The following is a 26,318-nucleotide window of genomic DNA, read 5'->3' on the forward strand; positions in this document are numbered from 1 at the left end:
TGAAAAACCCGTTAGTATCTAACGGGTCCATCTATTACAACAATGTCGCAAACCACAAACCTAACGTTGTACCGATGTAGTTTCCGATAATATATCCGATGGTACCGACGACAAGGATCGGTCCGATCAGGTTTTTCCAGCCTTTTGCAATGGCCATCGCAGCAGCGGTTGTCGGTCCGCCGATATTTGCATTGCTCACAAGCAGGATATCTTCTAAATCGTATTTTAATAGCTTGCCTGCTGTTAAAGAAACAAGCATGTTGACGATTACAATAATGGCTACGAATACAAGCAAGAGTGGCGCATTTTGTATGATCAACGGAATAGATGCCGGTACACCGATGACGACAAAGAATAGATAAATGAGCAAGGTACCCATTTCCTGGCTGCCATTGATTCCTTCAAAATATTTCGGGAATAGCGCCAGAGCGATGAACGTGATTGTTGTCAGGATCAAATATTTATCTCCGAACAATCCATTCAGTAAGTTAAAGAAGAACGATACATCTTCTCCTGATGGAATAATGCCATCCAGGAAAGCCGCCACTTTAAATGCAATGATAACTAGAAAGAATGCTGTCCCGATAGATAATGCCATATCTTTCAATGAAATGTCTTTTCTCGACCAGAAGTTTTCTGCCAATGTCTTGCCATCCTGTTCACCACTTTGTTTTTCAACTTCCAGCACATGCGGAGTTGAATAACGTTTTCTGAAAAACGCCATTGTTGGAATTATCATCAGAACGACAAAATACAGTGCCATCATAAGATTGTCTGCGACAATCGTGGCAGAAACCATTTCCCCTGGCGTTTCAAATTTACCGGCCATTGCGGCAAAGTTGACCCCGCCTCCAACGTAGGACGCACTCATCATGCCTCCGATTTTATCTAAATATGGAATATGGTCTTTCAAAAGGAAGAAGCTGATGATGGTTCCTGCCACGGTACCGATGGAGCTAATAAGGAATATGATCAGCATCCGCCCGCTTTCCTGCCAAATCTTTTTAAAGTTCACGTGAAACAATAAAAGCGGAATGGCCAGCGGAATAATGAATGCCCAAATGGAATCATAAACCGGTGAATCCGTCGGAATTATGCCAGTATTAGATAGAATGATCGCCCCGACTAGCGCGATGATGGCACCGGACACTTTGCTTGCCCAAGTAAATCGCTGTTCCAAATAAATACTTACTGCTGCCCAAACGACAATGATACCCCATAACGTAATAAAATCATCTGACTTGATAAGTGTATTCTCCACGGTTATTTCCCCTTTTCTATTCTTACTTCTTCATATGCCGCTTCATTACTTCCATTGCATTCCCAAAACTGATGCGCTCGATCTCTTGCTGTGTAAATCCTCTTTGCGCCATTCGCTCCAATAGATGCGGCACTTGCAGAGCAGATTCAAATCCAGCTGTTTTCCCTCCAGCTCCTACTGTCGTGTCATAAGGTGCTAGAAAATCAAGAAAATCAAAGCCGAATGCCAAGTGCTCCGTGCCGACTAAATCGGAGATATACACCGCATGATCGACAAGCCGTTCAAGGGACGGTTTTTCGGGATCAATAAATTCATAATGAGCGTTCAATCCGATGAGGCCTTGTTTTTGTGCAATCGCTTTCAATTGGCTATCAGTCAAATTGCGTTCGTGATCACAAATCGCCCTGGCATTGCTATGCGAAGCAATCAGTGTTCCGTTGACGTGACGCTCAATGTCCCAGAACGACGTTTCATCCATATGGGAGACATCAATCAACCAGTTCAACCGCTCCATTTCTTTAATGGCTGCTATACCATCTGGCGAAAGACCCTTTGGATCATGCCCATTGTCCGCACCTGTTCCACTGGCAAGAAAATTATGCTCATTCCAAGCGAGGATGGCATGATGAAAACCTTCCTGGTCCAATTCATGAAAGGCACGGGTTACTCTCTCTTCCACGGAAGCGCCTTCCCAGGCCTCCATGAATGTGAGACCCTCCAGTCCTAAATACACCTTCACTCGATCTGTGTCTCTTTTGTTTTCCATCTCGTGAACAGTCCGGCAAACGGCAGCATGTTCAGATTCTGCCAAATCCTCCATTACGTGGTCATATAGGAATCGAAAGCGCGCAAGGGAAGTTTGACGGAATTCACGTTCCACCCAAATGACGCACAAAACTGAATCGACATGTCCCTTTTTCAATTTCGGATAATGTAGCCGATCAAATACACGACGTTCTCCCTGACTCCTCCGCATGGCAATATCAGTAAATAAATCAGAATGTAAATCGAACACTTTCATAACAAGTCACCTCCCTGCCCGATTTTATTATATTGTAATTTATTTATTATCTTAAAACAAGTGATTATTGAGAGAATTATTGTTCAATAGTACATACATGGTTCAGGGAAAAGCGGGAACGCTAACAAGGCAAAGGAGGATTTGTGTAAATGCGTCGTGCTTTTATCGGATTATTTGTTTTCATGAGCATTTTTGCCTTGCAAAAGCAAAAAATCATGGCAAACGATCAAATCGAACTGTTACCCAGTGAACGGATGGATCTATATTTGCGCTATTCCGACGAATTGGTCCCATGGTATTATTTAGCTGCCATCGATCAATACGAACGGAATATCCAACAAGTACGGAATGACATTGAGAAAAATGACGGTCCTCTTGCAATACGCTTTACCGATGAAGACTGGATTGGAGCGGTCAATCCGGATGCTCAAAATAACTCCAACGAATCCATCACATATTTCGACGGAATCGGGATGGATGGAGATGGTGACGGAGTAGCCGACAAATCCAATCCAGATGATTTGCTGCTCACTCTCCATTCAGCGCTGAGCGTATATGGATCCTCCGAAGATGACTTTAAAATAGCGTTGGAACAATTGTATGAACAAGAATCGACGGTCAATCAAATTATGGCAATTGCCACCTTGTATTCCCGTTTTGAAACCATTGAGCTCGATGAGCACCGGTTCCCTATTCCAAAAGGATACAATTATACGTACCGGAGCACATGGGGTGCAAGCCGGGGATGGGGCGGGCGCCGCATCCACGAAGGAACCGATATTTTTGCCGGCTATAGCACGCCGGTTATGTCAGCTTCCTACGGAGTCATAGAAGTGATGGGCTGGAATAATTATGGCGGGTGGCGGATCGGTATCCGCGATAATCACAATACGTATCATTATTATGCCCACTTAGCTTACTTCAATAAGGAAATTAAAGAAGGAGATGTCGTCGAACCGGGAACTGTAATTGGTTTCGTCGGGAGTTCCGGATATGGGAAGGAAGGAACATCTGGCAAATTCCCGCCTCACTTGCATTATGGCGTATATAAATACAATGGTCGGACTGAATGGGCATTCGATCCGTATCCTTCTCTGAGCCTCTGGGAACGGCAAGATCGGCAAAAGCGACATTAAAAGCAGCAAAAAAGCGACGGATTTCCAAATCCCGTCGCTTTTTCTTATTTTGTTCAGACTTCTAATGTTTTGAAAAGGAATGAAATGACATCCGTCTGTTCTTCAATGATTTTCGCAGTTGGCTTGCCAAGACCGTGGCCTGCGTTTTTTTCCACTCGCAGCAAAATCGGATTGTCGCCTTGCTGAACTTCCTGCAATGTGGCAGCGAACTTCTTCGCATGCAACGGTACAACGCGATCGTCGGTATCTGCAGTTGTGATCAAGGTAGGTGGATATTCGGTGCCTTCTTTCACATTATGCAGCGGCGAATACTTGTACATGTACTCGAATTGTTCCGCACTTTCCTCGGCATTGCCATAATCGGTCACCCAATAGCGGCCCACCGTGAACTTATGATAGCGGAGCATATCGATGACAGGAACTTGGCAAATAGCTGCACCATACAGATCAGGACGCTGTGTTATGCATGCAGCTACAAGAAGGCCGCCGTTGCTTCCACCCATGATTGCCAGTTTGCTGACCGATGTGTAGCCGCTGGCAATTAGCCATTCTGCCGCCGAAATGAAGTCGTCAAACACATTTTGCTTCCGCTCCAGCGTTCCTGCCTTGTACCATTCTTCCCCGAATTCCCCGCCGCCGCGCAGATTGGCAACTGCATACACGCCGCCTTGCTCAATCCACATGCGCTGTGCTGGAGAAAAGGCTGGCGTCAAACTGACATTGAAACCACCATAACCGTAGAGCAGCACTGGGTTTTGACTGTTCAGTTCCAAGCCTTTTCGGTGGGTCAGGAACATCGGAACTTTTGTACCGTCTTTTGATTCGTAGAATACCTGTGTCGTTTCAAAATTCTCCGTGTCAAACTGGGAAGATTGCCCGAATACCGGGTCCAATGCGCCAGTTGTAAAATCATAGCGGGAGACAGTTGAAGGCGCGAGATAGGATGTGTAGCCAATATACATGACATCATCCTTCCGCTTGCCCTGTACACCAGAGATTGAAACAAAGTTTGGCAATGGGATCTCTTTGTCCAGGCTGCCGTCTTTGTGGAATACTTTCAGCTCATAATGCGCATTGTGTAAATAGCAAACGATGAATTGATCATGGATAATAGCTGCAAAATTTAGAACATCCTCTTGTTCTGGAAGGACATCGATCCAGTTCTCCTTCGCTGGCTGTTCCACATCTATGGCAATAATTTTTTCCTTTGGCGCATCCAGATTAGTGACGAAATAAAATTTCGTTCCGTCATTGCCAAGGAAATCATACCGAGCGTCGTCATCGGCGAGCAATTTGACGAATTCTCCGTCCTCATCCAACTTTTTATAATAAATACGGCTCTTGTTCTCCGTCCCTTTCCAGACATTCAAGATTAGGTAACGATAGTCATCCGAGAAAGATGGGTTGAATGAATGCTCTTTATTGTCACGGTCCTCAAAAACGAGGATATCCTCTTCCTGCGGAGTCCCGAGCTCATGCCAAAATACTTTGTTATAAAAGCTTTCTTCTTCAGCAGGCACAGTGCCGGGCTCTGGGAATCGATTGTAATAAAAGCCGGTTCCCTCTTCGTTCCAAGCAATGCTGCTGAATTTGCACCACTTGATTACATCCGGCTCATTATCGCCAGTTTCCAAATTACGAATATAGATCTCCTGCCAATCGCTGCCGTTCAAAGAGATACCATAAGCGAGTCGCTTTCCGTCCTTTGTAAACGACAGATTCGTAATGGCTGCAGTCCCTTCCTCATTCATCGTATTCGGGTCAAGAACAACTTCCAAATCTTCAGATTGCAAGTCGCTTGTCCGATAGAAAACCGCTTGATTTTGGAGACCGTCATTTTTATGGAAATAGTAATGCGCTCCCTCTTTTCGTGGAACGGAATACTTCGGAAAGTTCCATACGTTGATGAGTTTTTCCTTCACTTCTTCACGTTTCGGGTAATTACTCAAATAACTTTGTGTCTTTTCGTTCTGTTCATCCACCCATTGTTTTACTTCTTCATTCTCCGGATTTTCCAGCCAGCGGTATGGATCGGCAACTAAAGTGCCATGATAATCTTCCACAACCTGCTCTCTTTTTGTCTTGACTGTCATTATTTTTCCCCCTTCGCATCACTTCCCCTTCATTTTACCATATTCTTCTGAAGTTTCGAACCACGAAAAAAAGCCGGAAAATTCCCCGGCTTCACTTTTTATTGTCCTGATTTGTGCAATGGTGGGGGCGGCATGATCCAGCCTTTTTCCTTGTTCAAACGGAGCAGTTTGCTACCGAACATCAGCTTGTCCGCATGAAATTTGGCGAACATCATGGCAATATCTTCACGCAAACATTGACCGATTACTTGGCTGCAGGATACGAGGGCTTGGCCAACGTTAATCGAGATGGCGCCGGCGATTTCAGGATCGGAAAAACGTGCTCCTGCCGGAATGTCATCTGTATTGGCGACCGCTCTCTCCGGCAATGTTGGAGGCGGGGTCACTCCGTTTTCCTTTAATACTTCCTCGACTTTCCTATTCTGTTCTTTCATTGTTTCAACCGAATCTCTTAAGAGTTCTTTCAGTTCTTCATCGCCTGCATGATTAATGAACGCTTCATAGGCGCTGATTAGACCTTTATTCGCACCGACATATGCCCAGCATCCGATGACTTCGCCGTAATGCATTGGCTCTTCTTTTGGATTTCCACTTAAAATTCCCATATATTTCTCCTCTTTTCGTTTCATTTTCTCCAATTCTTTGGTGTCCATGTTATATTGTGTGGGAACTGTGATTTTATTCGCTCCAGAAAAAAAACGTTGACAAACTTTTTTTCTTTGAGTAAGATGTGTTTAATTTAATTCACAGATACGATGACGAAGACAAGCGATACATTTTGGGATCTCAAGAGAGCTGATGGGTGGTGAAAATCAGTGGTTCCGTTGTATTAGCAGCACTTCCGAGTAGGTGGCCTGAACTTTTTTTGCAGTAGGGACACCCGGTCATGCACGTTACGCATGCAACGAAGACTGCCCTAGTGGTAGTGAACAAGGGTGGCACCGCGTAAATACAGCTTTTCGCCCCTTGCAATGAATTTTGCAGGGGGTGGAAGGCTTTTTATTTTGTCAACACTATAGAAAAATGATGGTGATGGAGATACGTTCTTCAAGCAGGAATCTACAGAGAGCTGATGGTTGGTGGAAATCAGCGTTTCCCTTGAAGAATAGCACTTCTGAATCGATGGACTGAATTAACAGTAGGTTCATCCGCTTCATGCACGTTACGCATTAGAGACTGTGCATTTCACAGTGAATTAGGGTGGTACCGCGTCCAGCTTTAGCAGCTTTTCGCCCCTTTACGTTTCAGCGTAAGGGGCGGAAGGCTTTTTATTTTGTCAACTACAAGGAGGAAATGACATGTTAGCAGATCAAACCATTTTACGAATCCCAGGACCAACTCCGATTCCGCCAAGTGTGGAACGGGCCATGAATATACCGATGGTCGGCCATCGCAGTTCCGAGACATCTGATTTAATTCGTGCTATTCAACCGAAACTGCAGCCTATTTTCGGCACAAAGCAAGACGTTGTCATTCTGGCAGGGAGCGGCACGGCAGCTCTTGAAGCCGCTGTTGTCAATGCAGTGCGCCCACTGGATGAAGTGCTTGTCATTGTTACCGGTGCTTTCGGTGCACGCTTTGTTGATATTTGCGAAGCCTATGGCATCCGAGTTCATCAGCTCCAGGTGGAATGGGGAAAAGCAGTGGATCCAAAAGAAGTCACTCATTTTCTTGAACAACATAAGGAGATTTCCACTGTTTTCGCGACCTATTGCGAAACATCCACTGGCGTTTTAAATCCAATTGATGAATTGGCGAAAGGAATTCGTTCGGTATCTGATGCACTTTTCATCGTAGACGGCGTTTCCTGTGTTGGCGGTGTGCCTGCTAAATTGGATGACTGGGGCATCGACATTTTGGTGACAGGCTCTCAAAAAGCGCTTATGCTCCCAGCAGGTCTCGCTTTTGTTGCAATGAGCGAGCGAGCATTTGAACGAATTCAAGCCAACCCGAATCGCGGTTTCTATTTTGATTTAATTAAATATCGAACGAACCTGGAGAAGAATACGACACCTTTTACACCAGCACTCTCCTTACTATTCGGGCTCAACCAAGCATTAGATTTGCTAGAGAAGGAAGGATTGGAAAATGTCTATCGTCGCCATTCATTGCTGATGGAGATGACAAGGGCAGCATTTAAAGCTCATCACATTCCGTTACTGACGTCTGATCAAGACGCCTCTCCAACTGTAACAGCCATTCGTCCAGCGGACTTTGATGCGGAGGAATTCAGGAAAGTATTGAAAAATGACTTCCGCATGTCGATTGCAGGTGGCCAGGGACACTTGAAAGGGGAAATCTTCCGAATCGGCCATATGGGATATTGCTCTCCAGCAGATGTAATTCAAACGATCGGACTTGTGGAAATTGCGTTAATGAAAACAGGAAAACAAATTGAATTGGGCAAAGGCGTTGCGGCTGCCCAACAGATCTACTTGGAAAGGGGAACGAAATAATGACATACAGAATTTTAATTGCCGACCCAATTAGCGAGGATGGCTTGCAGCCACTTAGACAAAATGAACAATTCGAAGTGGTGGTCGATACCGATCGTACCGCTTCCGAATTATTGCAAATGATTCCTGACTTCGATGGACTCATTGTCCGCAGCCAAACACAAGTGACTAGGGAGTTGCTGGAAGCAGGAAAGCAATTGAAAATCATCGGCCGAGCTGGCGTCGGTGTAGACAACATCGATTTGGATGCCGCCACCGAGAACGGCATGATCGTCGTCAACGCGCCAGACGGCAATACGAATTCCGCAGCGGAGCATACGATCGCCATGCTGTCGGCTCTCGCTCGGAACATACCTCAAGCCTATCTGTCTTTAAAAAATGGCGTTTGGGATCGCAAATCGTTTGTCGGTGTGGAATTAAAAAATAAAACGCTTGGCATTATTGGTTTAGGACGCATCGGCATTGAAGTAGCCAATCGTGCAAAAGGCCAGCGGATGAATGTCATTGCATACGATCCATTTTTAACAGAGGAAAGAGCGACAAAGTTAGGGATAGGTTATGGAACATTGGATGAGGTGTTAGCATGTGCTGACTTCATCACAATCCATACGCCGTTATTGAAGGAAACTCATCATTTATTAGACGAAAAAGCCTTCGCCAAAATGAAGGATGGTGTACAGCTGATCAACTGTGCACGAGGCGGGATCATTGATGAGGATGTATTGTACGAAGCCATCGTTTCGGGCAAAGTAGCAGGTGCTGCTCTGGATGTGTTTGAAACCGAGCCGTTCCTCGATCATAAGCTTTTGACGCTGCCTCAAGTAATTGCGACTCCTCATCTCGGTGCAAGTACGGTGGAAGCACAAGAAAGTGTCGCAGTCGATGTGAGCCAGGACGTTCTCCGTTATTTTTCCGGCGAACCTGTGAAGAATCCAGTGAATTTGCCTGCTGTACCGAAAGAGGTTTTATCTAAGATCGAACCATTCTATGGTTTGGCAGAAAAGCTTGGCGTCTTCCTATCGAGAGTATGCGACCAGGCAATTGAGGAAGTGAACATCGCGTATGCAGGAGAACTTGCTACGTATGATGTCCGGCCGCTGACGCGCAATATCGTCAAAGGACTATTGAAACGAAATCTCGGCATCCATGTGAATGAAGTAAACGCAAGGCTACATGCAGAACGGCTCGGCATCCATGTAACTGAACACAAAACGACAGCAACAAAAGGATTTCTACACTTAATTTCCATTGAAATCAAAGCAAAAGGCACATCCCATAAAGTGGCGGGCACGTTGCTGAATGGACTTGGAGCAAGAATCGTCAAGGTGGAAGACTATGCGGTAGACGTTGTACCAGACGGCCATCTGTTACTCATTAAACATAAAGACCAGCCAGGAGCGATCGGACGGGTTGGCACATTGCTGGCTGCTGAAAATATTAACATTGCCACGATGCAAGTCGGGCGTCAAACAATTGGCGGGAACGCCATTATGATGCTGGCAGTGGATAATCATGTGAAGCCGGATGAAGTAGAACGGCTTGAGTCGTTGGAGGATATATTCGAAGTGAAGGCGATTGATTTGTAAGAAAAGGTGAGCCCATTGAAGTAACGGGTTCGGTTGATGGGTAAAAATGTGCAATTAACAACGGAAATGACAGGTTAATTAGTTCATATTTCAACAGTGGAATAGCCATATAAAAACAGCTAACAGCACTCAGGAATCTGAGTGCTGTTTGGCGTAATTTCCTATTATCCTTATTGCACTAAACTCATTAGCTCAATAAATTTATTGAAATTTAAAGTCTGTATGAATGTAATAATCTCCATAAAGAGTTCTGCTAGATTCTTTAAAAAACGCTATTTTCACTTCATTTTTACCTATAAGTGTAATCAGCCCTTCTGGAGGATCTTCAAACTCTATTTCTTGTGCAATCTCTCTCTTACTAGTATTTATTTCTTTAATAATTTTTTCTATCTTTGAGTTGTCGTTAGATTCTAAGACCATAACTCCATCTATTGTTACTTGAACAGAATTATAATCAGCAATATTCAGTTTGTAGTTTTCAATAAAATCACTATTAGTGCTACTGTTTGCACAACCTAAAATAAATAAACTAAAAATTAACAGTGTAAAAATAATCAATCGTTTCATATAAAAGCATTCCTCTCTCCTTTCTCAATTAGTCGTAAGAAGCTATTATTGGTTACAAGGTTGTTATAACAACAAAAACGGGGACACCAATTCATATACGAACTGTGTCCCCAAATGCTGTGTTTTTATTGTTTTCTCCCCATCAACCGGTCCCTTTATCATTAATTTGTTACTGCATTCAATCCGTCAAGAATAAGGAGCAATTTCTCCAAATGATCGATTTCATAGGTGGCATGGATGTCAGGATGAGGGGACTTCTCTTCACGATTAATCCACACAGACTTCATGCCGATGCCGTTCGCACCCAGAATATCCGTCATGTGGTTATCCCCAACCATGATGCACTCGCTTGGAGTTCGGCCGATTTGATCCAAAACGTATTGGAAAATGGCACGATCCGGCTTACCCTTGCCGACAGCGCCCGAAATAACGATGTGATTGAAATAAGGAGCAAGCTCCGGTGTAATCGTCAGCTTCTGCTGCTGTAAGGATGGTGAACCATTCGTAATCAAAACAAGTTCATAGGAACCTTTTAATTGATCCAGAACTGAGAATGTCTCTTCATACACAAATGGAGAACGAATACGTTCTTCACGGAAACGCTCTGCCAATTTAGCTCCCAGCTCCGTGTCCTCCACTCCTTCCATCAACAAACCTTTCGTCCATGCTTCCTTCTGATATGTAGGAATCCACTCTTTCATTAATTGAAACATCTCACCCGGATCATCAAATGTTCCCCATAGCCCTTCAAATGGATTGATGCCAATTTGCTGAGTGAAATCATATGTACGATAGGAAGAATAGAGCTCCCGGGCTGTCTGCCGTACGGAGTTCTCCAAACGTGCCGGATCGACGTCCGTTACGTCTGCTGCATAGTTACAAGTGTTCTCAAATGCTGTTGCAATACTTTTTTTATCCCACAAAAGTGTATCGTCTAAATCAAATAATACTGTACGAATCATCCGCCATCTCTCCTTTCCTACGATTATACACAAAAACGACCGTTCCATCTTGAATTGGAATGGTCGTTTGGATATTATCGATTGCTAATCCAGCATCGTACACTAGCCCGTTTAACCCGGTTGATGGCACATTGGCTCCCTTGAACAAAATTGCTTTTCCCTAGCGGAAGCACGCATAAGTACTTTGCAGCCGCGCATTAATCTCAGGAGACACGCATAAACACTCGGTACCCGCGCATTAACATCGCAGAGACGCGCATAACCTCTCGACACCCGCGCATTAACATCACAGAGACGCGCATAACCACTCGGCACCCACTCATAAACACTCTGCCACCGCATTACTTCAGAAGCGACCATCACGATCAACGACAGCTGCGCAATCCCACATGGGAGATCATGAGAACCGTCCATCAAAAACAGTTACATTTTACGGTTCCAAAACCGCTGCATGGCGATGGCGTGGATAAATCGATCTGCAAACCCCTGATGGCCATCCAAGACGACTCCCGGGCCTTCTTTTGCATCAGATTCTTCGAAGAGCTCCATCCCTGTAGAGGCTACACCGATCGGTTTGTAATGCCTATACGTCTCATTAATATAGTCGATAATATGCCGGTCAAATGACTGTTGGTCATCCGATTTACCACCGACAACATAGATGGAATCCAGCAAAACTGGAGACGCGGTGGTGAAGGTAGCATTGACGACAGCTTCGACTCCGTCCGCCCCTTTCACGGTTCCGAGCTTTTCGCTTATGATATCTACGACCACTCCATATTTAAGCAGTTCTTTCACGACCGCCTTCACTTCCGCTCCATTGAAGTCATTGCCGATGAGGATTCCCGTTTTCAGGCTATATGCATACTTCGGCGTGTTTTCCTGGCTTAAGGCCGGAGAAGATGCCGATACATTTACTTGCTGTCCTGTCGGCTGCTTGACGCCTACCGCATCAGCAAGGCGCCTTGCCAGCTCTTCATCGACTTGAACGAACATATCGACCACTTGCTGTCGGACACTTTCCGATTTTACTTTGCTTACTTCAAAAATGAATGCGTTCATAATATGCTGTTTCTCAGGTGGAGTCATGCTGTTCCAGAAAAGCCGAGCTTGCGAAAAATGATCTTGAAACGATTCGCTTCTCCCTTGAATCACACGTCCATCCACCTTCTCCGCGTAGTGGACATAGCCGCCTTCCTCCCATGGCGAGGTGGACGGTGTGTTGTTTGCTAATGAATTCTTATGGTAGCTCACTTGACCGACGTCGATTCGCTGCCTGCTAAAGCCATCCCGTTGATTGTTATGGAATGGACAGACCGGCCGGTTGATCGGGATTTCAACGAAGTTTGGTCCGCCAAGCCGCAGCAGCTGTGTATCCAAATAGGAAAATAATCTTCCTTGCAATAACGGATCATTTGTAAAATCAATGCCCGGGACTACATTCCCTAAATGGAAAGCAACTTGCTCTGTTTCGGCAAAGACATTTTCCACATTTTGATTTAATGTTATTTTGCCGAACATTTGAACGGGCACAATTTCTTCCGGCCATATTTTAGTCGCATCTAAAATATCAAAGCCGAACATGAATTCATCTTCTTCATTAATCATCTGCACGCCAATTTCGTATTCTACGACATTGCCTCTCTCGATCGCTTCCCATAAATCACGCCGGTGAAAGTCAGGATCCTTCCCTGCAATTTTCTGCGCTTCATCCCACACAAGTGAATGAACGCCTAGTATCGGTTTAAGATGGAATTTTACAAATCTACCTTTCCCCTCTTCATTCACAAGTCGGAACGTGTGGACACCAAAGCCTTGCATCATACGGAAGCTTCTTGGAATGGCTCGGTCTGACATTAGCCACATGATCATATGGGCAGTTTCTTGATTGTTCGCGACAAAATCCCAAAATGTATCGTGTGCCGATGAGGCTTGCGGAATTTCGTTATTCGGTTCCGGTTTGATGGCGTGAACTAGATCAGGAAACTTTATCGCGTCCTGAATAAAAAAGATTGGAATATTATTGCCGACTAAATCGAAGTTTCCTTCATCTGTGTAAAACTTGATTGCAAAACCTCTGACATCCCTTACGGTATCAGCTGAACCTTTACTTCCTACAACTGTTGAGAAGCGAATGAAAACCGGCGTTTTCGAACCCGGTTTTTGTAGAAAACCCGCCTTAGAGAATTCTTTCATTGAATGATGCAATTCAAACTCACCATGTGCAGCGAACCCTCGTGCATGAACCACTCTCTCAGGAATCCGTTCGTGGTCGAAATGTGTTAATTTTTCCCGGAGGTGAAAATCTTCAAGCAGCGTCGGTCCTCTGACACCTGCTTTTAAGGAATCCTCATCATTTGAAATTCTCAGGCCTTGGTTAGTCGTCATCCTCGTTCCATAGTTGTTCACCGTATACGGAGCAAGCTGTTGCAGCTTCTTATTTGTCGGTTTTTCCACTAAATCCCCTTCCATTCAAGTAGTACAAACCACTACCTTACTATATGCGTTCGCCCGGGTTGTGGATAGTTGTCCGATGTTTATCGGAAAAAGGAACGGTTATAATAGGCATTGACGAAGAAGGAGGGTTCTATTATGTCCGCCCATTATTTCATCGGAATTAAAGCGCCGGCAGCAATCCGGCCGATTGCAGCTTCATTTCAAACGCAGCTGGATCTGTTGGATACGTATAAAGTCTTGCCACATGAAGAGGATTTACATATGACACTTCTTTTCATCGGCGCACTTCCCAACTCTCATATCACGCCACTGAAAAAAATATTGTCATCCCTGTCCGTGCAACATGAAAAGTTCCAGCTTGAAATTAATCATCTTGCCTACTTCGGCTCGCCAAAAGGTCCTCGCGTCGTCTACTTAGGAACGGACGACTCAGCACCACTGTCTTCATTGCAGCAGGTGATTTATTCCCAATGCCAAAACATAACGGGACGAACAGATGCGAACCGCTTTACTCCGCATATTACAATCGCGAAAAAGATAAAACCGGCAGCAGGAAAACCAATTGTCAAAGAAGAATTTACAGGGGTGCCTTTCCAAGTGGATGGATTTTCTCTTTTCACGATCCATCCTGAACAATCCCCAAAATATGAGGAAATCGGGTATTTTGAGCTCACTACCTAGAGACCGCAAAAAAGCTGCAAACCGTGTAAAACGGAATGCAGCTTTTTCTCACTATCACCTTTTATGATTTATCCAATCCAAGCCAACCTTTTGACTTGAACCAGATGCCCATTGAAAAACCGATGACCGCCATGAGGACAAGTACAATCGGATATCCAAATTTCCAATGCAATTCTGGCATATAATCAAAGTTCATCCCATATACTCCGGCGATGAACGTCAGCGGAATGAAAATAGAAGAAATAATAGTCAGCGTGGTCATAATGCTATTCATCCGATTCGAATTGATCGACAATTGACTGTCACGAATATCGGCAGTCAATTCTCTATTGGAATCAATCATTTCACCCAGCCGGATTAGATGATCATATATATCAGAGAAGTACGCATGCTCTTGTGGAATGAAGTCCAGCCGTTCCGAATCCAGCATCCGGTACAGCAGCTCTCGCATCGGAAAAATGGTTCTCCGCAAACGCAGCAGATCACTTCTCACTTCAAACACGTAATCCATGGACAAATGGACATTCCGAGGTGATAATTGATCTTCAATTTCATCCAAATGATCTTCGATATTATATAAAATCGGGAAGTATTGGTCGACCACCTTATCGATAATCTCGTATGCCGTATAGACATGGCCCCGTTCCCATTTTTTCGGGTTTCTGCTGATCATTTCACGTGCCTTGTCCAACTCCTGCAAACGATCGAAATGGAAGGTGACGACAAACCTGTCTCCTAGAAAAAGATTTAATTCCTCTGCGACTAAATCATTGTGGCAGATGGAATGCAACACAAAAAACGTATAGCCTTCGTAATAATCAAGCTTAGGCCGCTGCAATCGGCCTAAACAGTCTTCAATCGCCAGAGGATGGAAGTGGAAGTGGGAATGCAGCAAGGAAGCTTCCTCAGCTGTCGGCTGATCGAAGTCCACCCAATACCACTCCAAAGATAGATCCGCCATATCTTCCAATTGAAAATCAAACAAAAGCTCTCCATCTGACGTTTCACCTACTGTTCGGATCATGCCTTCACCTTCTTTACCTTAACTTCCGAACCTATACTTCTGTTTTACCTATACCCGATTCATCTGCTTGCCATACAAGTGATGTATTTGGAATCATAATCGTACCATACTACAGTCGAAGACAGGAGGGATAGATATGGACAGCACCCGTGCAAGGCAAATCGTTTCTTCTCCGGACGATATTGAAGTCAGTTACAATGGTGTCTCCATCTGGATTGATAAGGTGCATGAAGATGATCGGACGGCCACTGTGCATTTACGCCAGTCATTGGAGGAACGTTCGGAAGTTGCCATTTCAGAATTAAAAGAGGAATAGCGTGAACGGTTTCATGTTCTCTGAACGTTAATTGTTAAAGGCCTTGAAGGCAATCCCTTCAAGGTCTTTTGCTCATACCATTTCCTCGCTATATATACGTTATTTGTACACTGTTTTTGCCTTTCCTTGACATTCAAAAATATTACCGTATAATTTATCTTGAATTCGAGATATCTTAAGAAAAGAGGTTCATCTATTATGAACATAATTGGCATACATCACGTAACAGCAATGACGCAAGACGCGGCTGACAATGTGCAATTTTATACAGAGGTCCTTGGCATGCGGCTTATTAAGAAGACTGTAAATCAGGACGATACGACGGCTTATCATTTATTTTATGGCGATGAAGTTGGCAATCCAGGCACTGAGCTGACATTCTTTGATTTCCCAGACGCTCCCCCAGTACAAAAAGGGGTTGGCAGCATTTCAACTACCTCCCTTCGTGTTAAAAATGACCGGGCACTGGACTACTGGGCAGATCGCCTGACCAAATTTGGCGTAAATTACGAGCCGATTACCCAATTTGGAGGTAGGCAGGTGCTCTTCTTTGAAGATCCGGAAGGACAGCGATTGGCACTTATTTCAGATGAAAACAATACAGGTGTGAAAGCAGGAATCCCTTGGGATCGGAGCCCAGTTCCAACTGACTACGGGATCACCGGTCTAGGACCTGTAAAATTAACCGTTCGCCGTCCTGAATCAACAATGGCTGTACTGAAATTCTTAGGATTTTCTGTGAAAGAACGAATTGCCCCTTTGGTTTCCGGGCAGGAGGATCTGATTGTCATGGAAGTCGGAGAAGGCGGAACAGGCGCGGAAATCTGGATAGAAACGCGAACAGACTTGCCGATGGAACGCCAAGGATATGGCGGTGTCCATCATGTCGCGTTTCGGGTAAAAGATGAGCATGAGTTAAGGCAATGGATCGCACGGATTAATGAAACCGGATTGCCGAACTCCGGATTTGTCGAACGTTATTATTTCCGCTCCCTCTATTTTAGAGAAGCGAACGGGATATTATTTGAACTTGCTACGGACGGTCCCGGCTTCACGACTGACGAACCGATCGAATCATTAGGGGAAAGCCTTGCATTGCCTCCATTTTTGGAGAGCCGGCGCGCTGAAATTGAAGCGAACATCAAGCCATTGAATACGAAACGCCGTTAATGCAAATCGCCAGCCATGTTTTTGGCTGGCGACACATATTTGTGGGCATCAAATAAAAAACAGCTGCTTGTTATGAAAACCGCTTGACATTAAAACCTGTCCAACATAATTTGTACAAGTAAAGCTACTGTTACGATACGCAAAATTGGCTTAACATAGGCCGGTTTCAATTTTTCAGCGAGTCGCACACCGAGTTGTGCTCCTGTGACAGACCCTAGCAATAGCATAATCGTAAGCGGCCAGATGATTTTTCCAGCGGCAATATACGTGATGGCTGCTCCAAAACAGCTGGAAAACGTGGCCAGCCGTACATATCCGACAGCCCGAATATAGGCAACTTCGAGATAACCGAACAAATAGAGCATTAATGTTCCCTGTCCTGGGCCAAATAAGCCATCATATATGCCAATTCCATATAGACCTGGGACGCTGATCCGATTAATGGTCAATTTATTATCTCCGGAAAAGTCGCCTTTCCCCAAAAAGGATGTTACAAACGCAAAGAGCAATAGTCCGATAGCAAAAAATGATAGCTGCTGGTCCGTTAGACGTGTCGCTAAAAATCCTCCGCTCACTCCTCCAAGTAAGCTGACAGGAATAATCCAGAGTGATTCCTTCAAAGAGATTCGTTTATGTTTCAATAGAACGAAAAAGCTGGAAAACGAACTAACCGTATTGGACACTTTATTTGCCCCGATCGCTGAATGAATCGGCACCCCCAATAACAGCATAGCCGGCAGGCTGATCAAGCCTCCCCCTCCGGCCAATGTACCGATTGTCGTCGCAGCAATCCCAATGAAAAAGAGTAAAATATAATCCAACGAAAACACCCCCTACTTCTCTCCTTAGTATACGCCCCCTCTCTTCATAAGGAAATTAGATGTTTATTAACTTTAGTCATTAGAATTTGTTATCGTTCAGTTGTTTTCGTAAGACAATCCGCCGGATCCCTTCATCGTCTATAAACACTTCTTTCACGTCAAAACCCTTTTTAATGTTCAAGATGAGCATCCCCCTCCACTTGTTGCGTGTATTCGTCTGAATCGTCCGATACCCCGCCTTCTTCACCAAATCATGCTGGAGATCCATCAAGCTGCCGGCAATTCCTCTCTCCCGGTAGGCTTCCTCCACGCCGCCGTACCAGCTATAATAAGCCTCATCCGATAAGGCATATCCGACTTTATAACCGACCGCTTTGTCGTCCTCGTTAGCAATGATCGTCAGCAGATGTTCCCTTTCCTTCATTTTTTCAAAAAACACATCCGCATTTTGAAAGATCTGTTGGTGCAGCGGCCGAATTTCCTCTAACCATTCCTTATCAGGCAACCCCCAACAGTATTTATACTGTGCCATATCTTTTCCTCCCTTTTGTTGAAATAAAAAACTAACGGTACATTGCTACCGCTAGCTCTTCCAGCTTTCATTTGACAGACTGCGTTCCTTACGGAGATAGCGCATCGTCCATTGATGCGTGACGACTGCGCAATGGAATTCCTCTCTATAATGTAATATCTTCACATACACTCATTGCTCTAGCAATCTTTTATTGTAAATTTCTCCACTTCTCTTTGGAGACTATCGGCAAGCTCTGCCACTTGCAGCGCATTCGCTGTTATTTCTTCTGTTGCTGAAAGCTGCTCCTCTGTCGCTGCACTTGCTGATTGGGCCTCCTCGGCAACTTGTTTCGACCAATCTCCAACTGTAATTGATGCCTGCATGACTTGCCCGCTTAAATGATGCGTTTGCTTTATTGCAAGCGAAATTGCATCCGTCCTGTCTTCCATCTCTTCTGTTGCTTGTTCGATTCGTTTTAACAATTTTTGAGTTTGACCTGCGATTTTCTGCCCTTCCCCCAGATGGTTGTTGCCCTCTTTCACCCTGCTTACTGCTTGGTTCATATCAACCGTAATTCTGTTTACAATCCTACTTATTTCTCCCGCCGATGTCTTGGATTGCTCAGCCAACTGCCGAACTTCCTCGGCTACGACAGCAAATCCTTTTCCGTGCTCTCCTGCCCGCGCAGCTTCTATTGCGGCATTTAGCGCTAATAAATTTGTCTGTTCCGCAATCGAAGTAATGAAGGATGTTACTTTTTTGATTTCAGATGAATGGCTTGCCATCTCGGTAATGAAGGAAGCAGATTGTTCCATAGTCTGTTGAATCGTCTGCATCTGGCTCAGGAAGCACTCCATACTGCCGACCCCTTCCTCCACTTTGTTCTTCACATAATGGGAAGTAGCTTGCAGCCGTTCATTATCTTGCGTAATCTGGCTAATGCCCTCCGCCAGCTGCTCCATTGTTTGATTGGATGCAGCGACGGTTGCGATTTGGTTATCGCTCACATGTAAATTCCTCTCTGTTATCGAAGTGACGGTTTCGGATGCGGCCAGACTTTCTTCTGCACTTGCGGATAATTCTTCCGCTTGAATTGATAATTCCGTCGAAGTCTTTCTGACAGCTGCAATGATTCGTTGCAGATCCTTGATCATCCGGTTAAAGCTATTTCCCATGACACTCATTTCATCTTTACTCCGGATATCGAGTGGTTCTACTGCGAAATCGCCAGTTGCCATTCTTTCAAAAGCTGCTGTCAACGTACTGACCGGTTTTGTAATTGACCGGCTGATTGCACCAGCAATTACTGCACTCACTGCAACGGACAAGACGATAAAGAGGATGATAACGATTCGAGTCGTCTGAACTACATGCTTGACGTCCTGCTCTGTTTTCGCCTGCTGGCTTTTCTGATGGTCAATCAATAAGAAGAGATTCTTCGTTATTTCTTCTTGATAATAAGAACCTTCCTTTGCCAAATTCATGGCACTGTCCATCTTTCCCTGCTGGACATCCAAGATAATCAGTTCGCTGATTTGCTCATAGCTTTTTGAGGTTTCGGTGACATCCGCAAGCAATTCTCGGGCTGACGGCGTTTTGACTAATTGATTTAGTTCTTTCAGTTTCTCCTTGATGGAAACCATCAGTTCATTTCTTCTCTCCACATAAGAATCTTCGCCATACAGAATATATCCTCTAATATTTTTGGCATCTTCATTTTGATCGGAAAGCAATTGCTCAAACAAGATTACTTTCCGTATTTTATCTTCAATGAGAAACTCGTATTCTGAATTGATTTTCGTTAATCCCCAAATGCCGGTTCCCCCTGCGATTAATAATAAAAACAAGATCGCTGTAAAGCCAAACCACAATTTCCTTCCAATCGTCATTCGCATGTCCTGGTGTCCTCCTCCTTAACTGGTCTAATGTCATTGTAAGGCATAGGACAAATGTAATATGTAAATTGTTTGTTAAGTTCAATAGTAACATTTTAGACTGTTTTGATAATTTTGTAGTTTCCAAGTCAGCAAGTTAGGGAACAGAAGAAGATATCATAAAAGGGAGGGGCATTAATGGGGAAATTATTAGAAAGTGTGGCAGATTGGCTGTGGGGACTGCCGCTTATTTTTACGGTTCTTTTCGTCGGTGTCTTTTTTACAGTCGGAAGCAAGTTTTTTCAAATTATCTACTTGCCTCATATCTTCAAATCTACCTTCGGAAGACTTTTCACAAAAAAGGACAAGCCGGAAGACTCTAAAGGAATCTTAACACCTTTCCAAGCTGTCAGTACAGCGGTAGGCGGAAGCATCGGTGTAGGCAATATTGGAGGGGTGGCGACCGCGATTGCGATTGGCGGGCCGGGTGCCGTTTTTTGGCTCTGGGTTACGGCCTTATTAGGGATGATTACAAAAGCGGTGGAAGTATCACTCTCCGTCCATTACCGAAACACGGACGAAGAAGGAAATCCATATGGCGGTCCTACATATTACATGGAAAAAGGCCTTGGCGTGGAGAAGAAATTTAAGTACTGGAAAATACCTGCTTTTCTTTTCGGCTTCGGTATCTTCATCACTTTCATTATCACGTTGCAAAATTATACAGTTTCCGAGGCGGTCAGTTCCACCTTTTCAATGGGGATGATTCCCGCTTCGCTCATTTACGTTATTTTGATTTACGCAATCATTTATGGAGGGATTAAACGGATCGGAGAAATTGCCGCTCTGCTCATTCCATTTATGGGCGCCTTTTATATACTCTGCTCCCTGTTTATTATTTTCAAGAATGCTAGCGACATCCTCCCTGTTTTCAGTTTAATTTTTGACAGCGCGTTCAATGGGACCGCGGCAGTTGGCGGTTTTACTGGTGCTGCAATTGCCCAAGTCATCCGCATCGGTGTATCACGCGCCGTCTACAGTAACGAGGCAGGCTGGGGAACCTCCCCTATGATTCATTCTACTGCGAAAACCGACCATCCAATTAAGCAAGGTATGTGGGGAGCTGTGGAAGTATTTCTTGATACGATTGTCATTTGTACGATGACTTCCTTAACGATTATTATTACAGGCGTTTGGTCCTCAGGTATGGATGGTGCTGCATTGACACTAGCCGCGTTTGAATCGGGTGTCGGTGAAGTAGGACGAATCGTGTTGACCATTTCCGTCTTCCTTTTCGGTTTAACAACAACAACCGGCTGGTATACGTATTATGAAATCATCATTCGTCATCTATTTGCCGGCAAAGGCCATTCCCGCATCAAACAAGTCACATTGACCGCTTTCAAATGGCTCTATCCGATACCTGGATTGCTCATGGTTCTGTACGCCGTTTATTATGAGCTGCCCGGCAAAATTGTCTGGTATTTCGCGGACATAACAACCGCCATCCCGACTTTTGTCAATTTGGTCGTTATCCTTATTTTAAGCAAGAAGTTCTTCGGCCTGCTGCATGATTACAAGGCAAGGTACTTGAATATCGGCACAGTGGATCCGAAGTTCCGTGTGTTTTATGAGGATCAAGCCGATTCAAATAAGAAGTAATACAAACGAGGGCCTCCTGCGATGGGAAGCCCTCGTTTCTTCATATTGTAATATCCATCTTCTTCTCCCGGCGATTTACATACCAGACAAAGAACATGCTACTTAATAATAGCAATCCATAGAAGACTGGCATTTGCCATTTCGGAAACCACATATTCATCGGAAAAGTGATTATCCGGTTCAAGGCGAAAATGAGAAAGCCCGCAACGAAAGGAATTTGAACACCAAGCAATGTGAGGGTGTTAGGCACAATCGTCGAAAAGCCCATTGCGGCCAGCCCAAAGGCGATGCCAACAAGATAGATGCCTCCTATAGTAAACAAGATGTACTGTAAAAAGGTCGGATTGTACCAGGATTCATTCCCAATGAACGAGTTGATTCGGACATTGAAATACACGGATGTATCATTGAGCGAATATAAGCTCAAATAAATAACAAGCAAACTTGTGATGACAAGCAAGGTCGATAGGAAGCTGGCAAGCAGTTTGGTCTTAAGCACGTTTCTTCCTTTTTTCGATGTATATTGCAAGGGCACTACATGTCTTGTGCGATCTTCCAAGATCATCGGCGATATGACAGCCACGACGCTGAACAAAATGGCGACCGCCACATTTGTAATATAGTCTTGAAAATTTCTGATGGCGACTTCTGGATAGGTGCCGAAGATCCCCTCTTTAGCTAATTCCTCATATCGCTGTTTTTGAGCAGGCGTAATATCACTCGGATACATTTTTTTGCCATCATAGAAACCTATCAGCCGATTCCTTTCCTGCAGTTCCCAAAACAAATCGGTACCTTCCTCGAAAAATAGACGATCTCGGAGCTCACCTGCTTCCTTCGAGGCGCTACTCCAATCATAGGAATTGAACTTAGCATACGTGTCGATTCCTTCTGACACGGCCACTTTTTCCGTCTGCAAGTATCTGTCCGCTTCTTCAACTCTTGCCTCATAAACTTTTCTAAAGTCCTGAAATTCTTCATCATTCATAGAAGTTCCATATTTTTCGATCATCTCGATGCCTATACGATAAGAATCAAGTGCTGGCCGTCCATTCGGAAAATGTTTAATGTAAAAATCGATGAGGAAGAAATAGAGGATGCAATTGATAATTAAAAGCAGCAACAACGACTTCCATGTCAAAATCTTCTTCATTTCATTCCATAAAATCCGCATGATCTCCCCCCTTACTGAATATCCAATTTTGCAAATCGTCTAAATGAGATAAATAGAGCAATGATTGTAATAGCCGTCCAAACACCTATTGTCACCCATTCGAAGTTTTTGAAAAAGATCATCCCGCTGCTTCCCATGAATAATCCTGAAATCGCCATCAGCAGTGTCGGCAATGTATACCCGGCAACAAAAAGCAAATTGGACGAATGTGGCATGAAGCTTGGCAGCATATAGAGCAGGATAAAACCAGCTGCAACTACAAAGAAAGTCACATAACTATTCTTAATGAGGATGGAGATTGCGAATGTCAGCACAGAGATTAGTAGGACGCCTATGAATAGCACGCCTATGGACGCAAGCAAAAATTGGCCGACTGTTATATCCCACCATGCGACATTTGGGAAATTATACTCCCAGTTGAACGCACTGCTTATGGAAGTCTCCCAAACATGGGAGTAATCAAACACCATGAAAAACACGCCGAGCGTACTGCCGAGGACCAATGCTGATATAGCAACTGCCGTCGCCAAAGACGCGGCCAACTTATCTTTCATCAATTTCCTGCCTCTTCGCGTGGAGAATGCGACAAGATGGCTTCGCTGTTCAAACTCATAAGTCGCAAGGAAGGCAGTAGACAGGACGACAAGTAACAAGATTTCAATCATCATTTGCAAGAAAATGTTATTAAACAAGTAAGTATGCATCTTGTACGCCTTTCCTGCGAAAAACCATTCTTTATGCTCTTCGTTTTGAATCATGTCATCAAAGCGCTTTGCAAATTTCTCATTTTCCGCAAGATAGGTCTTGGCTGCTGGGCCGCTGATTTTATACATTTCCAAGGAAGTGTGGCCAAGTTTTTCAACATCGATTTTCGCGTAATTCTCGTCAATGGAACTCGCTGTCGATTCGTACATTTCCTTCAGCTGCAATTGAGTAATGAATGTCTTTTCTTTATCGGAATAGCGTTCATACGCTTCCACATCCAAACCTTCAAGAAAATCATACACACTGTCGTACCGCTTCCCGGTCAACTGCTCTAGTTCCAGAAGATCATTTTGAATGTCTTTCTTTAACAGCTCTAAGGAGGATGGCGTAATCTCCCTGCCGTATGTATCTATGATTTCATTCACAATCTTCAATTCGTCTTTGTGATCGGATGAATTGAAGATGACGAGCAAATTGAAAGCGGTGAATAGGAAAAACAAACCGATGATGACTGGCGACATGATGACCTTTTTACACTCTAACAAGACAATGCGCATTACAATTCCTCGACCATCTCATCTTGATATTCATACAGAAATACATCCTCCAGCTGCGGCTGAACCGGGATCCATCCTTCCTCTTTTTCACCTTTGTGGATAAAACGGACGATCATCTTCCCGTACTCCTGCTTTTCAGATAATAGGACAAATCGCTTTCTGAATTCATCCAACTGACTGAAGTCCACGGTCGTCTCGTAGACAGCATCCCGGAGTGTTTCGCAAATCTGTTCTACGGAATCTTTATACAACAAACGTTTATTTTTAATCATTATGATTTCATTGGCAATCGATTCAATGTCTGAAACGATATGAGTCGAAATGATGACAAGCCGGTCTCGTGCCAGATCGGTAAGCAAATGCCGGAAACGAGCTCTTTCTTTTGGATCCAGTCCTGCTGTCGGTTCATCTAAAATGAGGATTTTCGGGTCGTTTAACAAAGCTTGAGCGATGCCGACACGTTGAATCATTCCTCCAGAAAACTTCTTCATTTTTTTATGTTTCACATCAGAGAGGGCCACCTTTGCCAAGAGCTCGTCTATTTTCACTTGCGCCTGTTGCTTTGATATCCCTTTCAAGGCTGCCAAATAGAAGAGATATTGAGCCGGTGAGTAATTTTTATAAAAACCGAATTGCTGCGGTAAAAATCCTAACAGCTCACGGTATCGTTGATCCATAGCGACAATATTTTCACCGTTGTACTGTATTTCACCCGAAGAAGGGCTGATTAACGTTGCCAACATTTTGATCAACGTCGTTTTCCCCGCCCCGTTCGGCGCAAGTAAACCGTAGAGGCCATTGGAGAATTCTAAACTGATATCTTCCAATGCGGTGAAGTCCCCATATCGTTTGCAGACATCCTTCACGACAATCATTTGAATAACACTCCTTCCATTTGTTTAAAATGAACTAATCTCTTCATTGATTTGCCAAAACCGTATAGACAGCCCAGGTTGACGAGCGCATATACGACCAATGGCGTTTTTGTCAAAAACGCGGAATAAAAATTCGCATCTACTACTTGAACGGAGAGATTGGCGATGAGCCAAAGACTGACCATTCCGATGACATACTTCCTCGAATGCCTCCCCATCAAGGCATAAAGGAATAGGAATGAAAATAAAAATAGTGATGTTGTCGATATCATATAAGCACGCAGGAACTCGACGGTTGGAAAATGCATAGCGACTAGACTGACTGCAATTGTATTGGTGACAATCGCAATAATGCTGAACACGAGCATACGGAAGGCGACAATCTGATACACATTGTATTTACATGCCATCTCCACTTCGTACGTTGCATTCTCCGTTTTATTCACGAAAGCATAGATGGACAAGCTTAGGAAAACGAGTGGAGAGATTAGGAAAATCGCCCCGTAGATGGCTTGAACGTCCACATCGGCTGGCATTAGAAAGAGCAGACTGTTAATGGAAAGGGCAATCATAAAGATTAAACCCAATTCAAGACGATCTGAAAAAAGATGACGCCATCCCACTTGGCTCATCATTTCACGCAAGAAGGAGGTAAAAGAGACTTTTGGTTGTACCCCTTGCGAGACAATCAAATTGACTTGTTTTTGAATTGTCTCCTCATCAGGCATTGGAATTTCAAATTTTTCTTTATGCATCGTGAACCGCCTCCATTTCTTTCCGGATGAACTTCAACGCGGCATAATACCTCGTTTTGACTGTGGACAGCGGAATCGATTCCATGTCCGCTATTTCAGGCAGCGTGTAGTCACCGAATAATTTCAAACGGATGACTTGCTGTAGCTTCGCATCCAAACTGTTCACAATTCCAATCACTTGCTCGACATCCTCCTTATACTCAAGCGATATTGACACATCGTGGGTATCCTCCACTTCATAATCGCCAAGCGGCTGCGATAACTGTGCATACCGGTAGCTTTTCGACCGGTAGTAATCGACAAGCCGATTCGAAGCCAGTTTATAAAGCCATGTACGGAAGGAGGCTTTGGAACTGTCATAATTGCGGATTGCCTGCAATGCGCCAATAAACAATTCTTGCGTCAAATCGAGCGACAACTCCACATTCATCGTCTGTTTATAGTGAAACGCGTACATCTCTTTGTAGTATTTAGAGACAAGTGCGTCCGCCGCAGACTCGCTTGCTTTTTTCTGTATTTGCCTAATCCATCGCTGTTCATCCATCTTTGTTCACCACATGCTTTCCCTCAGTCTTTCCGCCCTCGTAACTATATTCGTAATCTTGTCGAAGAAAGTTTTCGTTTTCGTTAATTTTTATAGATTAAAGAAAA

General features: G+C 44.2%; 24 protein-coding genes and 2 other annotated features. Of the genes, 7 read left to right on the plus strand and 17 right to left on the minus strand.

Translation table 11 applies throughout. From position 1 onward, the window contains the following. Positions 1 to 34 precede the first annotated feature (34 nt). Positions 35 to 1,261 carry a DUF819 family protein gene (locus L7D49_RS16385; RefSeq protein WP_238082860.1) on the minus strand — a complete coding sequence of 409 codons (1,227 nt, stop codon included), beginning with the start codon at positions 1,259 to 1,261 and terminating at the stop codon, positions 35 to 37. A 22-nt stretch (positions 1,262 to 1,283) separates the two neighbouring features. Next, the gene (locus tag L7D49_RS16390) at positions 1,284 to 2,282 is read right to left on the minus strand and encodes a dipeptidase (protein ID WP_238082862.1); all 999 of its coding nucleotides are present in this window, start codon (positions 2,280 to 2,282) and stop codon (positions 1,284 to 1,286) included. Positions 2,283 to 2,431: 149 nt separating this feature from the next. On the opposite strand from L7D49_RS16390, the gene L7D49_RS16395 reads away from it, so the two are divergent. Further along, positions 2,432 to 3,418 (plus strand): M23 family metallopeptidase, encoded by a 987-nt coding sequence (locus L7D49_RS16395; RefSeq protein WP_238082865.1) that lies wholly within the window; start codon positions 2,432 to 2,434, stop codon positions 3,416 to 3,418. Between the two features lie 53 nt (positions 3,419 to 3,471). On the opposite strand, the gene L7D49_RS16400 is transcribed toward L7D49_RS16395, so the two are convergent. Both L7D49_RS16400 and L7D49_RS16405 read right to left on the minus strand, forming a co-directional pair. Continuing rightward, a complete protein-coding gene (locus L7D49_RS16400; protein ID WP_238082867.1) occupies positions 3,472 to 5,511 on the minus strand; it encodes a prolyl oligopeptidase family serine peptidase in 2,040 nt (679 codons plus the stop codon). 98 nt (positions 5,512 to 5,609) lie between these two features. Further along, positions 5,610 to 6,116, minus strand: coding sequence for a DUF3231 family protein (locus tag L7D49_RS16405; protein ID WP_238082868.1), 507 nt, complete (start codon positions 6,114 to 6,116; stop codon positions 5,610 to 5,612). A 141-nt stretch (positions 6,117 to 6,257) separates the two neighbouring features. Beyond that, positions 6,258 to 6,481: a binding site (T-box leader), on the plus strand. Positions 6,482 to 6,531: 50 nt separating this feature from the next. Beyond that, positions 6,532 to 6,751 (plus strand) — a binding site (T-box leader). 58 nt (positions 6,752 to 6,809) lie between these two features. Between L7D49_RS16405 and L7D49_RS16410 the strand changes: the two genes are divergently transcribed. Then, a complete protein-coding gene (locus L7D49_RS16410; protein ID WP_238082870.1) occupies positions 6,810 to 7,967 on the plus strand; it encodes a pyridoxal-phosphate-dependent aminotransferase family protein in 1,158 nt (385 codons plus the stop codon). Next, positions 7,967 to 9,553, plus strand: coding sequence for a phosphoglycerate dehydrogenase (serA, locus tag L7D49_RS16415; protein ID WP_238082871.1), 1,587 nt, complete (start codon positions 7,967 to 7,969; stop codon positions 9,551 to 9,553). Before L7D49_RS16410 ends, serA begins: the two co-directional genes overlap by 1 nt. A 201-nt stretch (positions 9,554 to 9,754) precedes the next feature. Here the strand turns inward: serA and L7D49_RS16420 are convergent, their stop codons facing one another. The 4 genes from L7D49_RS16420 to L7D49_RS16435 all read right to left on the minus strand — a co-directional run bounded on the left by L7D49_RS16420 (position 9,755) and on the right by L7D49_RS16435 (position 13,554). Beyond that, positions 9,755 to 10,120, minus strand: a complete 366-nt coding sequence (locus L7D49_RS16420; RefSeq protein ID WP_238082873.1) for a hypothetical protein — start codon at positions 10,118 to 10,120, stop codon at positions 9,755 to 9,757. Positions 10,121 to 10,281: 161 nt separating this feature from the next. Next, the gene (locus L7D49_RS16425; RefSeq protein ID WP_238082875.1) at positions 10,282 to 11,082 is read right to left on the minus strand and encodes an HAD family hydrolase; all 801 of its coding nucleotides are present in this window, start codon (positions 11,080 to 11,082) and stop codon (positions 10,282 to 10,284) included. Next, a complete protein-coding gene (locus tag L7D49_RS16430; RefSeq protein ID WP_238082877.1) occupies positions 11,060 to 11,212 on the minus strand; it encodes a hypothetical protein in 153 nt (50 codons plus the stop codon). Before L7D49_RS16430 ends, L7D49_RS16425 begins: the two co-directional genes overlap by 23 nt. A 293-nt stretch (positions 11,213 to 11,505) precedes the next feature. Then, on the minus strand, positions 11,506 to 13,554 hold the full coding sequence (locus L7D49_RS16435; RefSeq protein WP_238082879.1) for a catalase: 2,049 nt from the start codon (positions 13,552 to 13,554) through the stop codon (positions 11,506 to 11,508). Between the two features lie 120 nt (positions 13,555 to 13,674). Between L7D49_RS16435 and thpR the strand changes: the two genes are divergently transcribed. After that, entirely contained in the window at positions 13,675 to 14,220 is a 546-nt protein-coding gene (gene thpR, locus L7D49_RS16440; RefSeq protein WP_238082881.1) for an RNA 2',3'-cyclic phosphodiesterase, read from the plus strand. A 61-nt stretch (positions 14,221 to 14,281) separates the two neighbouring features. Here thpR and corA read toward each other — a convergent pair whose 3' ends face one another. Beyond that, positions 14,282 to 15,244: a magnesium/cobalt transporter CorA gene (corA, locus tag L7D49_RS16445; protein WP_238082883.1), complete on the minus strand. Its 963-nt coding sequence runs from the start codon at positions 15,242 to 15,244 to the stop codon at positions 14,282 to 14,284. A gap of 136 nt (positions 15,245 to 15,380) precedes the next feature. On the opposite strand from corA, the gene L7D49_RS16450 reads away from it, so the two are divergent. Then, positions 15,381 to 15,560, plus strand: coding sequence for an H-type small acid-soluble spore protein (locus L7D49_RS16450; RefSeq protein ID WP_184207652.1), 180 nt, complete (start codon positions 15,381 to 15,383; stop codon positions 15,558 to 15,560). 198 nt (positions 15,561 to 15,758) lie between these two features. Then, a complete protein-coding gene (locus L7D49_RS16455) occupies positions 15,759 to 16,730 on the plus strand; it encodes a ring-cleaving dioxygenase (RefSeq protein ID WP_238082885.1) in 972 nt (323 codons plus the stop codon). 89 nt (positions 16,731 to 16,819) lie between these two features. Here the strand turns inward: L7D49_RS16455 and L7D49_RS16460 are convergent, their stop codons facing one another. The 3 genes from L7D49_RS16460 to L7D49_RS16470 form a co-directional block, all read right to left on the minus strand. Next, entirely contained in the window at positions 16,820 to 17,551 is a 732-nt protein-coding gene (locus L7D49_RS16460) for a sulfite exporter TauE/SafE family protein (RefSeq protein ID WP_238082887.1), read from the minus strand. A 79-nt stretch (positions 17,552 to 17,630) separates the two neighbouring features. Further along, positions 17,631 to 18,083, minus strand: a complete 453-nt coding sequence (locus L7D49_RS16465; RefSeq protein ID WP_238082888.1) for a GNAT family N-acetyltransferase — start codon at positions 18,081 to 18,083, stop codon at positions 17,631 to 17,633. A gap of 179 nt (positions 18,084 to 18,262) precedes the next feature. Then, positions 18,263 to 19,960 (minus strand): methyl-accepting chemotaxis protein, encoded by a 1,698-nt coding sequence (locus tag L7D49_RS16470; protein ID WP_238082890.1) that lies wholly within the window; start codon positions 19,958 to 19,960, stop codon positions 18,263 to 18,265. 177 nt (positions 19,961 to 20,137) lie between these two features. Between L7D49_RS16470 and L7D49_RS16475 the strand changes: the two genes are divergently transcribed. Continuing rightward, complete coding sequence (locus L7D49_RS16475) at positions 20,138 to 21,601, plus strand: alanine/glycine:cation symporter family protein (RefSeq protein ID WP_238082892.1); 1,464 nt, start codon at positions 20,138 to 20,140, stop codon at positions 21,599 to 21,601. Between the two features lie 40 nt (positions 21,602 to 21,641). Here L7D49_RS16475 and L7D49_RS16480 read toward each other — a convergent pair whose 3' ends face one another. From L7D49_RS16480 to L7D49_RS16500, 5 genes are read right to left on the minus strand one after another with little or no spacing between them, the layout of a single operon-like run. Next, positions 21,642 to 22,775, minus strand: a complete 1,134-nt coding sequence (locus L7D49_RS16480) for an MFS transporter (protein ID WP_238082894.1) — start codon at positions 22,773 to 22,775, stop codon at positions 21,642 to 21,644. Between the two features lie 11 nt (positions 22,776 to 22,786). Then, a complete protein-coding gene (locus tag L7D49_RS16485; RefSeq protein WP_238082896.1) occupies positions 22,787 to 24,037 on the minus strand; it encodes a hypothetical protein in 1,251 nt (416 codons plus the stop codon). Beyond that, entirely contained in the window at positions 24,037 to 24,912 is an 876-nt protein-coding gene (locus L7D49_RS16490) for an ABC transporter ATP-binding protein (RefSeq protein WP_238082898.1), read from the minus strand. Before L7D49_RS16490 ends, L7D49_RS16485 begins: the two co-directional genes overlap by 1 nt. Further along, positions 24,909 to 25,667, minus strand: a complete 759-nt coding sequence (locus L7D49_RS16495; protein ID WP_238082899.1) for a hypothetical protein — start codon at positions 25,665 to 25,667, stop codon at positions 24,909 to 24,911. Before L7D49_RS16495 ends, L7D49_RS16490 begins: the two co-directional genes overlap by 4 nt. Then, positions 25,660 to 26,211, minus strand: a complete 552-nt coding sequence (locus L7D49_RS16500; RefSeq protein ID WP_238082901.1) for an RNA polymerase sigma factor — start codon at positions 26,209 to 26,211, stop codon at positions 25,660 to 25,662. Before L7D49_RS16500 ends, L7D49_RS16495 begins: the two co-directional genes overlap by 8 nt. Positions 26,212 to 26,318: the final 107 nt, after the last annotated feature.

Origin of the sequence: Sporosarcina cyprini (genome assembly GCF_022048975.1) — a bacterium.
Lineage (GTDB): Bacteria > Bacillota > Bacilli > Bacillales_A > Planococcaceae > Sporosarcina > Sporosarcina cyprini.

Coding starts and splice junctions, on each gene's coding strand:
- L7D49_RS16420 (WP_238082873.1), bottom strand. CDS start 10,120: ATGAAACGATTGATTATTTTTACACTGTTAATTTTTAGTTTATTTATT.
- L7D49_RS16405 (WP_238082868.1), bottom strand. CDS start 6,116: ATGGGAATTTTAAGTGGAAATCCAAAAGAAGAGCCAATGCATTACGGC.
- L7D49_RS16495 (WP_238082899.1), bottom strand. CDS start 25,667: ATGCATAAAGAAAAATTTGAAATTCCAATGCCTGATGAGGAGACAATT.
- L7D49_RS16425 (WP_238082875.1), bottom strand. CDS start 11,082: ATGATTCGTACAGTATTATTTGATTTAGACGATACACTTTTGTGGGAT.
- L7D49_RS16395 (WP_238082865.1), top strand. CDS start 2,432: ATGCGTCGTGCTTTTATCGGATTATTTGTTTTCATGAGCATTTTTGCC.
- L7D49_RS16480 (WP_238082894.1), bottom strand. CDS start 22,775: ATGCGGATTTTATGGAATGAAATGAAGAAGATTTTGACATGGAAGTCG.
- L7D49_RS16400 (WP_238082867.1), bottom strand. CDS start 5,511: ATGACAGTCAAGACAAAAAGAGAGCAGGTTGTGGAAGATTATCATGGC.
- corA (WP_238082883.1), bottom strand. CDS start 15,244: ATGATCCGAACAGTAGGTGAAACGTCAGATGGAGAGCTTTTGTTTGAT.
- serA (WP_238082871.1), top strand. CDS start 7,967: ATGACATACAGAATTTTAATTGCCGACCCAATTAGCGAGGATGGCTTG.
- L7D49_RS16465 (WP_238082888.1), bottom strand. CDS start 18,083: ATGGCACAGTATAAATACTGTTGGGGGTTGCCTGATAAGGAATGGTTA.
- L7D49_RS16390 (WP_238082862.1), bottom strand. CDS start 2,282: ATGAAAGTGTTCGATTTACATTCTGATTTATTTACTGATATTGCCATG.
- L7D49_RS16470 (WP_238082890.1), bottom strand. CDS start 19,960: ATGCGAATGACGATTGGAAGGAAATTGTGGTTTGGCTTTACAGCGATC.
- thpR (WP_238082881.1), top strand. CDS start 13,675: ATGTCCGCCCATTATTTCATCGGAATTAAAGCGCCGGCAGCAATCCGG.
- L7D49_RS16485 (WP_238082896.1), bottom strand. CDS start 24,037: ATGCGCATTGTCTTGTTAGAGTGTAAAAAGGTCATCATGTCGCCAGTC.
- L7D49_RS16500 (WP_238082901.1), bottom strand. CDS start 26,211: ATGGATGAACAGCGATGGATTAGGCAAATACAGAAAAAAGCAAGCGAG.
- L7D49_RS16450 (WP_184207652.1), top strand. CDS start 15,381: ATGGACAGCACCCGTGCAAGGCAAATCGTTTCTTCTCCGGACGATATT.
- L7D49_RS16490 (WP_238082898.1), bottom strand. CDS start 24,912: ATGATTGTCGTGAAGGATGTCTGCAAACGATATGGGGACTTCACCGCA.
- L7D49_RS16435 (WP_238082879.1), bottom strand. CDS start 13,554: ATGGAAGGGGATTTAGTGGAAAAACCGACAAATAAGAAGCTGCAACAG.
- L7D49_RS16475 (WP_238082892.1), top strand. CDS start 20,138: ATGGGGAAATTATTAGAAAGTGTGGCAGATTGGCTGTGGGGACTGCCG.
- L7D49_RS16455 (WP_238082885.1), top strand. CDS start 15,759: ATGAACATAATTGGCATACATCACGTAACAGCAATGACGCAAGACGCG.
- L7D49_RS16410 (WP_238082870.1), top strand. CDS start 6,810: ATGTTAGCAGATCAAACCATTTTACGAATCCCAGGACCAACTCCGATT.